Source organism: Allobosea sp. BH3 (assembly GCF_025499465.1).
GTDB lineage: Bacteria > Pseudomonadota > Alphaproteobacteria > Rhizobiales > Beijerinckiaceae > Allobosea.
Map to the genome: position 1 here is coordinate 391,410 of NZ_JAIMCA010000001.1, position 14,135 is coordinate 405,544.

Here is a 14,135-nt window from a genome sequence, read left to right on the forward strand (position 1 = left end):
CCTCCTTTCACCGGGCGTCGGCCAGAGTGGCCGGCGGATCCAGCTGAACGGAGATGTCGCCCGCGTCGTTTGCAGCCGCGGGCCCCGTCTCCGCCTGGACGGTGCCGGTCGGGCCATGGAAGGCGACCCGCAACGGCACGTCCTCTACTAAATTAGCATCTCCCAGCAGAAGAAACAGGGTTCCGTCGGCACAATATTCACGCAGCCGATGCATGATCCGTTCCGGCTCCTCAGAGATCGCCAGCAAGGACGTGAGGTCGAGCACCGCGATCTGCGGCGCCTTGACCAGCGCCTGCACCAACGGAACGGCCTGCCGCAGCCGGGCGGGCAGATAGCGCCCGCGTATGCCGCTCTCGGTGTCGAGGCCGAGCCGGTAGAGCGCTTCGCCCAGCCCCGAGCGCTCCAACGCTCGCAGCACGATTTCCTCGACCTTGCGGCTGGCGTCCGGGATGCCGTAGCCGATGCGCCCGAACATCAGGTTGTCGCGCACGCTGGCGCCGAGCATCACCTTGTCCGGGTCATAGAAATCGACATCGCCGGCGGCGTCGGCCGGCAGGTGGCGATGAAAGCTCGCGCGCGCCCGCAGGATGCGCCGCTCCAGCCGCTCGTCGATCAGGTTCAACCTGTGCTTGGGCTCGCAATAGCCCAGCGCCAGCGCGACCAGGTCCCGCTCCGTCTCCTGGTCGAGCGGGCCGCGCATATCCTGCTTGGCGAGGATCTCGGCAAGCGCGTTCAGCCGCTCGAAATCGAAATGCTCGCCGAAGGAATAGCGCTCGAACAGCGCATGGCCCTGCGGCAGGCCGGCAAAAATCTCGACCACCGTCGCGACGATGCGCCCGCCCATCTCCGCCAGCGGCTCGACCAGCGCCTCGGCCTTGAGGATCGAATGGGCATAGGGCTCGAAGAGCAGTGTCGCATTGGCGAAGCGCGCCGTGGTCCGCGTGCCGAAGATCAGGTTTTCGGCCACCGTCGCATTGCGATTATAGCGGTCGAGCATGAAGGGCTCGATCAACCCGCCCTGCTTGTCTCGCTTGAGCTCGGCGGCGACAACGCCTCTGGCGGTAATGAGGCGCTCCTTGGCCTCGTCACTGACAGGCGGCATCACCTTGCCGCCGAGGCCGAGCTCGTAGACGTCCCGCGTACAGCCGAGCACGTCGAGCAGTTCGTGGATCCTCTGGGCAAGTCCGGGGCCGTCGCCCACGCCGATGCCTTCATAGTCCGTCCAGTCCGCCTCGAAGGGGAACGGCGAGTTGCCCGAGCGCAGCGACTCGATCAGGCGCCGCTGATCGCCGGCGGAGGCCTTTCCCGCACGCTTCAGATCCGGCCGGCGCCGCCGCAGCGGCAACAGGATGTTGTCACGCATCGTGCCGGCGATGATCTCGGCCTCGTCGCCCGCATAGCCGATGATGTGGCTGGCCCGTTCCACCGACATGCCGGAAAGCGCCTCCCCGTCGATCAGCACGCGGCCGGCATAATTGGTCGCCTGCCGGCCCAGGATGCGCCCGAGCACCTCCTGTCCGCCGCCATGCGGCCCGATCAGTGCCGCGACGCCCGGGCGCGCCAGGCTGAGGGAAAGCGGCGTCAGCAGCGGCTGGCCCCGGTTGTCGAGCATCTGGACGGCCTCGAGCCGGATCTCTCCCGTCGGGGCCAAGGGTGTGCAGCCATTCTCCTCGTGGAGGATCAGTGTGTCTCCGCCGTCGAACTGCGAGATGACCTGATCGTACTTGATCGTCACATCGTTGCGCTGCTGGTCCCAGTCGATCAGCTCCTTGATCGGCGGGGGCAGGTCGCGATAGGCGGCGATGACCGCGACGAGCTGGCCGATGTCGAGCCGGCCCTGCAGGGCGAAGTAGCCGCCGATGGCGTAGAAGAAGAACGGCGTGATCTGGGCCAGCAGGTTGTTGAGGAACTTGACCGCGAACTTCCGCTTGTAGAGCGCGTAGCGGATGTCGAAGAGCCGCCCGAGCCTGCCCGAGATATCGGACTGGAGATAGGCCGTCGCGCCATGGCCCTGGATCATCGGCCCGGCATCGACGATTTCGCCGATGCGCCCGGCGAGCTGGCGAGAAGCGATCTGCCGCTCACGGCCGAGCCTGAGCTGCTCGCGGCGGAGGATCGGGATGATGACCGCCTGCGCCAGCACGATCAGCAGCGCGACCGAGCCGAGCCAGACGCTCTGCGCCATGATGAAGACGAGCGCCGTCAGCGCCTGGCTGAGCAGGAAGACCGGCTGGATGAAGGCATCTCCGACGAAGCCGCCGATCGGCTCGACCTCGTCCTTGATCATGCTGGCGACCTCGGCCGGCTTGACCGAGCGGATCTCCTCCGGCCTGAAGCGCATGAGCTGGCTGAACAGGTCGTAGCGCATGCGCCTGAGCATCCGCTCGCCGAGGATGCCCTTGCGCAGGTTGATGACGTATTTGAAGGCGCCGTTGATCAGGACGAGCAGCAGGAAATAGCTCGAGAGTCCCATCAGCAGGCCGAGTTGCCCCACCTGGATGCCCTCGGAAAGCTGATGGCTGCCGCCGCCCAGCCAGGAAGGCAGCGAGATCGTGAAGTCCAGCAGCGTCGCCGTTGTCCGGCCGTCCTTGAAGGCATTGCCCTGGATGGCGTCGTTCACGATCCGTTTGGGCACGTCGAAGGACGCCCAGTTGAACGGAATCGAGACAAGGATGATCAGCAGAACGACGATCTGCTCCGCCCGGCTCTTCTGCCAGATGTAACGGAAGAGATTGGGCTCCAAAGGCGACCCCGCAACGAAGCGCCGGCAGGCGCTGCCTCATCGGAGCCTGCCCGGCTCCGAAGCGACCATATGTGGTGAGGTTGTCTCAGGTTGCAATGCAGTCCGCTCCCCACCCTGCCTCGCGTCGCTCCCCTGTCATCCGCGCCGTGCAGCTTCCCGCCGCATGGGCCAGCCGGTCGAATTCCGTTGGCAAGACGGAACTTTCGACGTCTAGTGGCGTCGGGACAATGCGGACGGTTCAGAGGGGCGGCGTCAGACAGGGTCATGGATATCCTGCGCATCAGTGATCTGCGTATCGGTTTCACCGTTCACGGATTGGCCCGCGAGGTGGTGAAGGGCGTGAGCCTGCGCGTTCCGGCCGGCAAGACCGTGGCGCTCGTCGGCGAATCGGGCTCCGGCAAGTCGGTGATCTCCCAGGCGATCATGGGGCTGCTGCCGCGCGCCGGCGCTGTCACCGATGGCGAGATCCTGTTCCGCGATCCGCTCTCGCCACGCAGCGTCGTCGACATCGCCGCCCTGCCGCCGGAAGGGGAAGGCATCCGCGAATTGCGTGGTGGCCGCATCGGCATGATCTTTCAGGAGCCGATGTCCTCGCTCTCGCCGGTTCACACCATCGGCAACCAGATCGAGGAGGCGCTGCTCCTGCACCGGCCGATGCCGAAGGCGAGCGCGCGCGGGCTGATCGAGGCCATGCTGAAGCGCGTCGGCTTCAAGAATCCGCAGCGCGCCTTCGATATGTACGCCTTCGAGCTGTCTGGCGGCCTGCGCCAGCGCGCCATGCTCGCCATGGCGCTGATCTGCCAGCCGGCGCTCCTCATCGCCGACGAGCCGACCACGGCTCTCGATGTCACGATCCAGGCGCAGGTGCTCGACCTGATGCGGGAGCTCCAGGCCGAGATGGGCATGGCGATCCTGCTCATCACCCACGATCTCGGCGTCGTCGCCAACATGGCCGACGAGGTGGTGGTGATCTTCCACGGCGAGATCATGGAGCGCGGCCCGGTCGAGGACATCTTCCGCCACCCCCGCCATCCCTATCTCAAGGCGCTGCTCAACGCCTCGCCGCATTTCGACATGCAGGAGGGCGAACGCCTCGTTGCCCTGCGCGAGGCGCGACCGCGGCCCGTGGCCACGGCACCAGCCCCGAAGCCCACGGCCGACGCCGCTCCGCTGCTCGCCGTCCGCAACCTCCAGAAGACCTATGTCACCGGCTCGCGCGGCTTCTTTGGCAAGGGCTCGCTGACGACGATCAAGGCTGTCGACAATGTGAGTTTCGACATCCGGCGCGGCGAATGCCTCGGCCTGGTCGGCGAGAGCGGTTGCGGCAAGACGACGGTCAGCAAGATCATCATGCGCGCCATCACGGCCAATGCCGGCGAGGTGATCTTCGACGACGGACGAGAGCGCGTCGACGTGCTCGGGCTGGAAGGGGAGGCGCTGCGCGCCTTCCGGCCACGCATCCAGATGATCTTCCAGGACCCGGTCTCATCGCTTTCGCCGCGCATGACGGTCATGAACATCCTGCGCGAGCCGCTGACCATCCACGACCGCGGCGAGACGGCGGAGCAGACTGACCGCGTCAAGGCGCTGATGCAGGATGTCGGGCTCGATACCCGCTTCCTGAACCGCTATCCGCATTCCTTCTCGGGCGGGCAGCGCCAGCGCATCGGCATCGCGCGGGCGCTCGCGCTCGATCCCGACTTGATCATCTGCGACGAGCCGGTCTCGGCACTCGACGTCTCGGTGCAGGCGCAGATCCTCAATCTCCTCAAGGACCTGCAGGCCGAGCGGGGGCTGACCTTCCTGTTCATCTCCCACAATCTCGCCGTGGTGAACTACATGGCAGACCGCATCGCCGTGATGGCCAATGGCCGCATTGTCGAGCTGGCGCCACGCCACACGCTCTTCACCCGCCCGGTGCATCCCTACACCAAGGCGCTGCTGCGTTCGGTCCCCTTCGCCGATCTCGACCGCAAGCTCGACTTCAAGCTCGCTGCTCCGGGTGGCGCCTCGGACGACAGCCATTGGGGCGAAGCCTTCAGGACAGGCCAGGATGCCTCGGCGCTGACGCATCTGCCCCTCGGCGACGGTCACTATGTGCTGGCACGGCCCAATGCGGATGTCCGGGAGATGGTGCCATGACCCGAGCATCGCGCCCGACGCGCCGCACGGCGCTGCTGCTGGGCACCGCCGCTCTCGCCGGGGCCGCCCTGCCGCGCAGGGCTGCCGCGCAGGCGAAGGCCGCTGCCGCAATCGACAGCCCGTTCTTCAAGGACAGCATCGGCTCGGGAGCGCTGCCGCCCGTTGCCGAAAGGCTTCCCTCCGCCCCCCGCATCGTCGAACTCGCCAAGCTCGACCGCGTGCCCGGCCATCACGGCGGCAATATGCGCATGCTCATGGGCGACCAGCGCGACATCCGCATGATGACGCTCTACGGCTACACCCGGCTGGTGGTCTATGATGACCAGCTCGAGCTGGTGCCGGACGTGCTGGAGAGCTTCGAGGTCGAAGAGGGCCGGATCTTCACCTTGCGGCTTCGCCCGGGCCATCGCTGGTCGGACGGCTCTCCCCTCACCACCGAGGATTTCCGCTACTGGTGGGAGGACATCGCCAACAACAAGCGCCTCTCGCCCGGCGGGCCGCCGCAGGCCTTGTTCTCGGGCGGCAACGTCCCCTTCTTCGAGGTACTGAGCGAAACCGAGGTACGTTATACTTGGGAGACGCCCAATCCGGTCTTCCTGCCGGCCCTGGCGGGCGCCCAACCGACCTACATCTTCATGCCCTCGCGCTACCTCAAGCAGTTCCACGAGCGGCACGCTCCCAAGCATGAGCTGGCGAAGCGCGTGAAGGAGAACCGCGTGCGCGACTGGGGCGCGCTGCATGAGCGTCTCTCGCGCATGTACCGGCCGGAGAACCCGAGCCTGCCGACGCTTGACCCCTGGCGCAACACGACCCCGCTGCCTGCGGAGCAGTTCGTCTTCGAGCGCAACCCCTATTTCCACAGGGTCGACGAGAACGGCCGGCAGCTGCCCTATGTCGACCAGGTCACCATGACGATCGGCACGAGTTCGCTGATCCCCGCCAAGACGGCCGCGGGCGAATCCGACCTCCAGTCCCGCTACCTGCGCTTCGACAATTACACCTTCCTGAAGGAAGCCTCGAAGCGGATGAACTTCGACGTGAAGCTGTGGAAGCGTGCGGAGGGCGCCTATTTCGCGCTGATGCCGAACCTGAATGCGATCGACCCCGTCTGGCGCGACCTGAACCGGGATGTTCGCTACCGCCGCGCCATCTCGGTCGCGATCAACCGCGCGGATGTGAACAAGGTCATCTTCTTCGGGCTGGCGCGTGAGAGCGGCAACACGGCCCTCCCGGAAAGCCCCCTCTTCGACGAGCGCCTGGCCAAGCTCTGGGCCCAGCACGACCCGGCGCTGGCGAACCGGCTACTCGACGAAATCGGGCTGACGAAGCGCGACGATGATGGGGTGCGCCTGCTCTCCGATGGGCGCAGGCTGGAATTTACAATCGAGACGGCCGGCGAGAACACCGAGGAAACCGACATCCTCGACCTGCTCAAGCAGGACTTCTTCCATGTCGGCATCAAGATCTACCCGCGTTCGACCCAGCGCGACGTCTTCCGCCGCCGCATCCTCGCCGGGCAGACGGTGATGTCCGCCTGGGCCGGCATGGACAATGCGCTGGTGACGGCGGACATGGAGCCCGATGCGCTCGCCCCCACCTCCAGCGCCCAGTTCCAGTGGCCGCGCTGGGGCCAGTTCTTCGAGAGCAACGGGCGCGAGGGCGAACGGCCCGCTCTGCACGAAGCGAACAAGCTCATCCGCCTCTACGAGGAATGGCGCGTCAGCTCGACACGCGCGCAGCGCCGCAGGATCTGGCAGGAGATGCTCACGATCAACGCCGAGGAGGTCTTCACCATCGGCGTCATCAACAGCACGCTACAGCCGATCGTCGTCTCGCACGACCTGCGCAACATGCCTGACAAAGGCCTTTACAGCTTCGAGCCCGGCGCCTTCATCGGTCGCTACATGCCGGACACGTTCTGGTTCGACCGGGCCGAGACGAAGAAGAGCTGAATCGTGCTCATCCGCTACATCCTCAAGCGTATCCTGATCATGATCCCGACGCTGGTGGTGACCAGCGCGCTGATTTTCACGGTGATCAACCTACCGGAAGGCGACTATTTCGAGACGCTCGCGGCCGAAATGCAGGCGCAGGGCGAGAAGGCTGATATGAGCCGCATCGAGTTCCTGAAGCAGGAATACGGCTTCGACAGGCCCCCGGTCGAACGCTACTTCTGGTGGGTCGCCGGCCTCCTGCAGGGCGACATGGGCTATTCATTCGAGTATCAGCGGCCCGTCAGGGAGATCGTCGGAGATCGCCTGCTGCTGACCATGATCGTCTCCTTCGCCACCATCGTCTTCACCTGGATCGTCGCGTTCCCGATCGGCATCTATTCCGCCACGCACCAGTACAGCTGGGGTGACTACGGGCTCACCTTCCTCGGGCTGATCGGCCTCGCCGTGCCGCACTTCCTGCTGGCGCTGGTGTTCATGTACTTCGCCAATATCTGGTTCGGCATCTCGATCGGCGGCCTCGTCGATCCGCAATATCTCAACCAGCCGATGAGCTGGGCCAAGTTCAGATCGCTGCTGGAGCACCTCTGGATCCCGGTCATCATCATCGGCGCCGGCGGCACGGCCGGCATGATCCGCGCGCTGCGCGCCAATCTGCTCGACGAGTTGCAGAAGCAGTATTACGTCACCGCCCGCGCCAAGGGGCTCCCACCCGGCAAGGCGCTGCGGAAGTACCCCCTGCGCATGTCGCTCAACTTCTTCATCTCTGATATCGGCGACATCCTGCCCTCCATCGTCTCGGGTGCCGAGGTCGTCGCCATCGTGCTTTCACTGCAGACGACAGGGCCGCTGCTGATCCGGGCGTTGCAGAGCCAGGACATGTATCTTGCCGGCTCCTTCCTGATGTTCCTGTCCTTCCTGACCGTGATCGGCGTGCTGATCTCGGACATCGCGCTCGCGCTGCTCGACCCGCGCATCCGCCTGCAGGGAGCGGCGACCAAGTGACCGCCGACGCCCTCAAGCATCTGCCGCCCGACGGCGCCCCCCTGCCCCATGCGGCATCGAATGCGCCCTTCGAGCCCTATGCCACCGAGGCGATGACGGCCGAGCAGGAGCGCGTCTATCTCGCCTCGCAATGGCAGCTGATGTGGTGGAAGTTCCGCAAGCACAAGCTTGCCGTCATCTCCGCCTTCGTGATCGTCGCGATCTACGCCATGGCGGCCTTCGCCGAGTTCCTCGCGCCCTATCACTATACGACACGCAACACGGACTTCATCCGCGCCCCGGGCCAGAGCGTCCATCTCTTCCATGAGGGCAGCTTCATCGGGCCCTTCGTCTATCCGTATACGATGCGGCTCAACATGGAGAACCTGAAACGCGAATACGAAGTCGACCGCACCAACCCGCAGAGGCTGCGCTTCTTCTGCCGTGGCGACCGCTACGAGTTCTGGGGCTTCATTCCCGGCGACCGTCACCTCGTCTGCCCGCCGGAAGGCGGCACCTTCTTCTTCCTCGGCTCGGACCGGCTCGGCCGGGATGTGCTCTCGCGCATTCTCTATGGCGGGCGCATCTCGCTCTCGATCGGCCTGCTGGGTGTCTCCGTCTCCTTCGTGCTCGGCGTCATCATCGGCGGCATCGCCGGCTATTACGGCGGCAAGATCGATCTCTTGATCCAGCGCATCATCGAGATCGTGCAGTCGCTGCCGCACATCCCGCTCTGGCTGGCCCTGGCCTCGATCATGCCTGCTTCCTGGAGCCCGCTCCTGGTCTATTTCGGCATCACCATCATCCTCGGCCTGATGGACTGGACGGGCCTCGCCCGCTCCGTCCGCTCCAAGCTGCTCTCGCTGCGCGAGGAGGACTATGTCGTCGCCGCCCAGCTCATGGGGGCGAAGCCCGCCCGCATCATCGGCCTGCATCTGGTGCCGGGATTCATGAGCCATCTCATCGCCTCGGCCACGATCACCATTCCAAAGACCATCCTGGGCGAGACGGCACTCTCCTTCCTGGGTCTCGGTCTGCGCCCCCCGATCACGAGCTGGGGCGTGATGCTGAACGAGGCGCAGAACATCAATGTGGTGGCGCTCTATCCATGGCTGCTTTATCCGGTCGTGCCCGTGATCGTGATCATCCTCGCCTTCAACTTCCTCGGCGACGGCCTGCGCGACGCAGCCGATCCCTATCGCTGATTTCTCGACCCCATTCCCTTGCACATCGCTTTCCATACCCCGCTCAATCAATTCGACGACGGCGGCGTCTCGGGTGACCGGCGGATGGCCCGCCAACTCGTCACGGCGCTGGAATCGCTCGGGCACAGCGTCGAGCCTGTGCGGTCGGAACGCGGTTATCTGCGCAGCGCCGACGCCGAGACACTCTCCCGCCACCAGCAGGAAGCTGCCCGGCTGGGCGAGGAGCTCCTGGCCGGCTATCGCACCGGCAGCCGGCCCCGGCCGAATCTCTGGTTCACCTACCACAACTACTATCGCGCGCCGGACCTCGTCGGCCCCGGCATCGCGGAAGCCCTGGGCATCCCCTATGTCACCGCCGAGGCCAGCGATGCAGAGAAACGCGCCACCGGCGAATGGGCCATCCATACGGCAATCGTCCGGCGCGGACTTGCCGCGGGCGACGTCCATTTCTATTTCACCGACCGCGACCGCGAGGGCCTCGAGCCCTGGCGCAAAGAGGGCACGGCCCTGCTGGAGCTGCCGCCCTTCATCACGATCGAAGACGATCTGCCGCGCCGTCGCGGCCATGCCGGCTCGCCGCGCCTGATCACCATCGCGATGATGCGGGAGGGCGCCAAGCTGAAAAGCTACCTGCACCTCGCCCGCGTTCTCGACCGCATCCGCCAAGAGGACTGGCATCTGACCATCATCGGAGACGGCAGCCAGCGCGGGGCGGTGGAGGCGGCCTTCGCCACACTCCCGCCTGAACGCATCGCCTGGCTCGGCCAGATGGAACGCAAGCGGGCGCTGGAGCAGCTCGCCGACCATGATGTCTTCGTCTGGCCGGGCGTGCGCGAGGCCTATGGAATGGTCTATCTCGAAGCGCAGGCGGTCGGGCTGCCGGTCGTCGCCTTTGACAGCGGCGGCATCTCCGCGATCGTCAAGGCTGGCGAGACCGCCCTCCTCTGCCCCGAGAGCGATGAGGCGGCCTTCGCCGAGGCGGTGACTGCCCTCTTGCGCGACCAGCTCCGCCGCGAGCGCATGGGCGAGGCGGCGCGCCGGTTCGTGCTAGGCGAGCGCTCGACGTCCAGCGCCGCAGCGCATCTGGCGAGCGGGCTCGCCATCGCTTGCCGCCACCGCTCCAACAAGCTGAAGGCCGCGGCCGGGCGGGCTGCTTCGTGACCGACGATCCTTGGCAGGCATTGCACAACGAACTCGACCGCTGGAGCCAGAACGGCAGGCAGCTCAGGCTATGGCTGCGGGACGACGACACCGTCGCCCCGAGTCCTGCTCTCTCCCGCCTGTCCGACCTCGCCGAACGCTTCGACGCCCCCGTTCTGCTTGCGGTCATCCCGCTGCTGGCGGAACCGGCTCTCGCTCCGGCCTTGCGCGATATGCCGCTGCTGCGGCCCTGCCAGCACGGCACCTGGCACCGCAATCATACCGCGGCCGAAGGGAAGAAATCGGAATTCGGCTCCGACCGTGAACCATCCGTCGTCGATGCCGAGATCGCGCTCGGTCGCCAACGGCTTACGGAACTGCTCGGCCCCGCGATCCTGCCCATCTTCGTGCCGCCCTGGAACCGGATCGACCCCGGCCATGCCGCGCGCCTGCCGGCGGCCGGCTTCGATGGGCTCTCCTGCTTTCGCGGCTACCGCCTGGGGGCCGACGGCGGCCCTCGTCTCATCAACACCCATGTCGACGTGATGGATTGGCAGGGCGGGCGCATCGGCCGCCGTCCGGACGCGCTCCTGGCGGAGATCGTCGCCCGGCTGGCCGCAGAGCGCGACGCCAGCCGGACGCTCGACACCCATCTCGGCCTGCTGCTGCACCATCGCGACCATGACGAGACGGTCTGGGCCTTTCTGTCCGCCTTTCTCGGCACCGTCAGCGCCCATCCGGCCGCACGCCTCGTCGATCCGGGCGCTCTGCTGAACGACGCCCCTTTCCCAGCGTAAGAACCAGCCACATGAACAAGCCGACGGACTTGGATAGCGCCGGGCGCCGGGCTATAAATCAGCAGCGCTGGTTGTTGCGGCGTTCGTCCTCGCCACGAGGTCGTTTGGCGTTTGTGGAGGGCGGCGTCCAATGATTGCCAACGTCGTCGACCTGATCGGAGCCGAACGGGCGCCGCGCAGCCCCCATGCTCCGCGCGTCCTGATCTACAGCCACGATACCTTCGGCCTGGGCCATATCCGCCGCTGCCGCGCCATCGCCAACGCGCTGATCGCGAGCTTCCCGCATATCTCCATCATCATCGTTTCGGGCTCTTCGGTCATCTCGAGCTTTCAGTTCGGCGACGGCATCGACTATGTCCGCATTCCCGGCATCGAGAAGCAGGGTGACGGCCGCTACGAGCCGCACCACCTCAATCTCGATCTCGGCGACACGCTGCGTCTGCGCACCGACCTCATCAAGCAGACCGTGCTCTCCTTCGATCCCGACGTGGTGATCGTCGACAAGGAGCCCATCGGCCTGCGCGGCGAGCTGAAGCCCTCGCTCGACATCCTGCGCCGGCGCGGTGCCCGCATCGTGCTCGGCCTGCGCGACGTGCTCGACGAGCCGGCGGTGCTGCTGGATGAATGGCGCCACAGTGGCGCCCTCGACGCACTCGACACCTTCTACGACGACATTTTCGTCTATGGGCTGGAGGACATCTACCAGCCGCTCATCGGCCTGCCCGAGCAGCATCGCTTCGCCGAGAAGACCCGCTATCTCGGCTATCTGAAGCGCGCGGTGCCGAGCCCGATGCCGCCCAACCGCTATCCGCGAATCGCCAAGCAGCCCTTCATTCTGGTGACGCCCGGCGGCGGCGGCGACGGGGCCGGCGTGATCGACTGGGTGATCTCGGCCTACGAAGCCGACCCGACGATCGAGCTGCCCGCCCTCATCGTCTTCGGCCCCTTCATGTCGCGCGAGAAGCGCAAGGACTTCGCGGAACGCATCGCGCGCATCCCGAAGCTGGAAGGTCTCGGCTTTGAGCCGCGCCTCGAACTGCTGATGAACCGCGCCCACTGCGTCGTCGCCATGGGCGGCTACAACACCTTTTGCGAGATCCTCTCCTTCGACAAACCGGCGCTGGTCATCCCGCGCGTCCGGCCCCGCCTCGAACAGGCGATCCGCGCCCGGCGCGCCGAGGAGCTCGGGCTGATCGGCATGCTCTACGATCCCTCCGAAACCGGCGAAGGCGAGCGCGACCCGCTGGTCATGGCCGCAGCCCTTCGCGCCCTGCCGAAGCGCCCCCCACCGTCCCAGGCCTTCATGCCCGATCTGCTGGACGGCCTGCCCGCCATCAGCCGGGCGCTGGCGGACGACCTGTCGACGCCGGTTCGCGGCCGCGCGCTGGCGCAGACCGCCGCGACGAGCTGACGCGGGTCACCCGAGACACCTTTCGCATGGCAGTGCTGGTCAAGCCCCGGCCACCGCTTTAGAGGCTGCGCCCATGACCCTGTCCAACACGCTCGTCTCCGTCGCGGTCGGCGCCGTCGCTGTCGTCCTGCTGCTCGGCCTGGTCAACATGCTGCGCGGGGGCAGCGCCAACACCTCGCAGAAGCTGATGCGGCTGCGCGTCATCCTGCAGTTCCTCGCCATCATCTGCATCGTCATCGTGCTTTGGTGGCGCAACGGCTGAAACACCGCCCCGAAGGCGGCAATTCCGCCTCGACAAGGCTGATGATCGATCAGCTGTCCCCGCTATCCAGTGACCTCTCTCCAGGGGCGGGCTGCGACACCGAATGCCTCTTGCGAAATCCTCCGGATCGCGAGATTAAGGTATCGTTAATGAAATCAGGGCCGGCCCGCGCCGTCATATTCCAAACATGACTCCGTGCGCTTGACTGCCCCGTCCCCGCTCCCACACCGCCGAAGGCCTATGGTTCGCGTCGCGTTGCTGCTCCTTGCCGGTTGCCTGGTCGCTTCTTCCGCGTCTGCACAGACGCGGTCGCTCTCCAGCCAACCGCTCCCCAGCAACGTCTCGAGCTACGCCCCGGCGAGCGAGCTGCCAGCCCCGGCCTGGGAAGCCCGCATCGGCGCCGGCCTTGCCAATCCCGGCGGCCGCGAAGGAGGGCTTGCGAATATCGGGGCGGAGATCATCTCGCCGCGCCTCATCCAACCGACGGACCGGATCGCCGCGGCCTTCATCCCGCGCTTCAACCTGGGCAGCAGCCTGAACGTCAATGGCACGCGCTACGCCTATGCGGGCGCGACCTGGACCTTCGACGTCACCCGGGACATTTTCGTCGAAGCGAGCCTCGCCGCCGCGTTGAACGACGGCAAGACCGGCTTTGTCGTCCCGCAGGACCGCCTGAATCTCAGCTGCAACAGCGGCACACGCGAGGCCGCAGCCGTCGGCGTCCGCCTGTCCGACCGCTGGAGCCTCGTCACCACGCTCGAGCATTTCAGCTCCGCCGGCTGCGCCAACGGCAATGGCAACTCCAGTCGCGGCCCCGCCAACATCGGCGCAAGGCTCGGCTACACGTTCTAAGTCCCTTTCCGGGCGTCTTCGCACTTCCGTCCGCCCCGGCGCACGCTATAAGCGTGACATGGTCAAGCTCAATCGCATCTACACGCGCACTGGCGACGCCGGCACGACCGGGCTGACGACCGGCTCGCGCCGGGCGAAGCACGACCTCCGGGTCACCGCCTATGGCACGGTCGACGAGACCAATGCCTGCGTCGGACTGGCGCGCCTGCATGCGGCGGCCGAGGATGCCGACATCGAGGCCATGCTCGGGCGGATCAGCAACGACCTCTTCGATCTCGGCGCCGATCTCTCGACCCCCGAAACCAGCGAGCCTCTTGCCTTCGAGCCGCTGCGGATCGTCCAGGCCCAGGTCGACCGGCTCGAGGCCGAGATCGACCAGATGAACGAAAGCCTTAGCCCCCTGCGCTCCTTCGTGCTGCCCGGTGGCACGCCGGCCGCGACCCATCTGCATCTCGCCCGCACCGTCAGCCGCAGGGCAGAGCGCCTGATGACGGAGCTCGCCGCGACAGAGGGTGAAACGGTCGGTGCGGCCGCACTGAAATACATCAACCGCCTCTCGGACCTGCTGTTCGTCGCTTCCCGCTTCCTCAACGCGAAGGCGGGCGGCGACGTGCTCTGGGTGCCGGGCGGCAATCGCTGAGGCGCGC

At 66.3% G+C, this 14,135-nt stretch carries 11 protein-coding genes; 10 read left to right on the top strand and 1 reads right to left on the bottom strand.

All coding sequences use genetic code 11. The features are described 5' to 3' along the window. Nucleotides 1-7: 7 nt before the first annotated feature. A complete protein-coding gene (locus tag BoBH3_RS01875) occupies nt 8-2,743 on the bottom strand; it encodes an ABC transporter ATP-binding protein/permease (protein ID WP_262329056.1) in 2,736 nt (911 codons plus the stop codon). 264 nt (nt 2,744-3,007) lie between these two features. Between BoBH3_RS01875 and BoBH3_RS01880 the strand changes: the two genes are divergently transcribed. The 10 genes from BoBH3_RS01880 to BoBH3_RS01925 all read left to right on the top strand — a co-directional run bounded on the left by BoBH3_RS01880 (nt 3,008) and on the right by BoBH3_RS01925 (nt 14,128). Continuing rightward, nucleotides 3,008-4,885 (top strand): ABC transporter ATP-binding protein, encoded by a 1,878-nt coding sequence (locus BoBH3_RS01880; RefSeq protein ID WP_262329057.1) that lies wholly within the window; start codon nt 3,008-3,010, stop codon nt 4,883-4,885. Next, nucleotides 4,882-6,837 carry an ABC transporter substrate-binding protein gene (locus BoBH3_RS01885; RefSeq protein WP_262329058.1) on the top strand — a complete coding sequence of 652 codons (1,956 nt, stop codon included), beginning with the start codon at nt 4,882-4,884 and terminating at the stop codon, nt 6,835-6,837. Before BoBH3_RS01880 ends, BoBH3_RS01885 begins: the two co-directional genes overlap by 4 nt. Before the next feature lie 39 nt (nt 6,838-6,876). Further along, the gene (locus tag BoBH3_RS01890) at nt 6,877-7,842 is read left to right on the top strand and encodes an ABC transporter permease (protein ID WP_410050553.1); all 966 of its coding nucleotides are present in this window, start codon (nt 6,877-6,879) and stop codon (nt 7,840-7,842) included. Continuing rightward, nucleotides 7,839-9,026: an ABC transporter permease gene (locus tag BoBH3_RS01895; protein WP_262329060.1), complete on the top strand. Its 1,188-nt coding sequence runs from the start codon at nt 7,839-7,841 to the stop codon at nt 9,024-9,026. The genes BoBH3_RS01890 and BoBH3_RS01895 overlap by 4 nt, the downstream gene beginning before the upstream one ends. A gap of 18 nt (nt 9,027-9,044) precedes the next feature. Next, nucleotides 9,045-10,187: a glycosyltransferase family 4 protein gene (locus tag BoBH3_RS01900; protein WP_262329061.1), complete on the top strand. Its 1,143-nt coding sequence runs from the start codon at nt 9,045-9,047 to the stop codon at nt 10,185-10,187. Continuing rightward, complete coding sequence (locus BoBH3_RS01905) at nt 10,184-10,963, top strand: polysaccharide deacetylase family protein (RefSeq protein WP_262329062.1); 780 nt, start codon at nt 10,184-10,186, stop codon at nt 10,961-10,963. The genes BoBH3_RS01900 and BoBH3_RS01905 overlap by 4 nt, the downstream gene beginning before the upstream one ends. 130 nt (nt 10,964-11,093) lie before the next feature. Then, nucleotides 11,094-12,374 (top strand): glycosyltransferase family protein, encoded by a 1,281-nt coding sequence (locus BoBH3_RS01910; RefSeq protein ID WP_262329063.1) that lies wholly within the window; start codon nt 11,094-11,096, stop codon nt 12,372-12,374. A gap of 73 nt (nt 12,375-12,447) precedes the next feature. After that, nucleotides 12,448-12,636, top strand: coding sequence for a twin transmembrane helix small protein (locus tag BoBH3_RS01915; protein ID WP_262329064.1), 189 nt, complete (start codon nt 12,448-12,450; stop codon nt 12,634-12,636). A gap of 240 nt (nt 12,637-12,876) precedes the next feature. Beyond that, a complete protein-coding gene (locus BoBH3_RS01920; protein WP_262329065.1) occupies nt 12,877-13,488 on the top strand; it encodes an acyloxyacyl hydrolase in 612 nt (203 codons plus the stop codon). Nucleotides 13,489-13,546: 58 nt separating this feature from the next. Continuing rightward, nucleotides 13,547-14,128, top strand: coding sequence for a cob(I)yrinic acid a,c-diamide adenosyltransferase (locus BoBH3_RS01925; RefSeq protein ID WP_262329066.1), 582 nt, complete (start codon nt 13,547-13,549; stop codon nt 14,126-14,128). The last annotated feature ends 7 nt before the right edge of the window (nt 14,129-14,135 follow it).

Coding starts and splice junctions, on each gene's coding strand:
- BoBH3_RS01880 (WP_262329057.1), top strand. CDS start 3,008: ATGGATATCCTGCGCATCAGTGATCTGCGTATCGGTTTCACCGTTCAC.
- BoBH3_RS01915 (WP_262329064.1), top strand. CDS start 12,448: ATGACCCTGTCCAACACGCTCGTCTCCGTCGCGGTCGGCGCCGTCGCT.
- BoBH3_RS01890 (WP_410050553.1), top strand. CDS start 6,877: ATGATCCCGACGCTGGTGGTGACCAGCGCGCTGATTTTCACGGTGATC.
- BoBH3_RS01920 (WP_262329065.1), top strand. CDS start 12,877: ATGGTTCGCGTCGCGTTGCTGCTCCTTGCCGGTTGCCTGGTCGCTTCT.
- BoBH3_RS01885 (WP_262329058.1), top strand. CDS start 4,882: ATGACCCGAGCATCGCGCCCGACGCGCCGCACGGCGCTGCTGCTGGGC.
- BoBH3_RS01925 (WP_262329066.1), top strand. CDS start 13,547: ATGGTCAAGCTCAATCGCATCTACACGCGCACTGGCGACGCCGGCACG.
- BoBH3_RS01910 (WP_262329063.1), top strand. CDS start 11,094: ATGATTGCCAACGTCGTCGACCTGATCGGAGCCGAACGGGCGCCGCGC.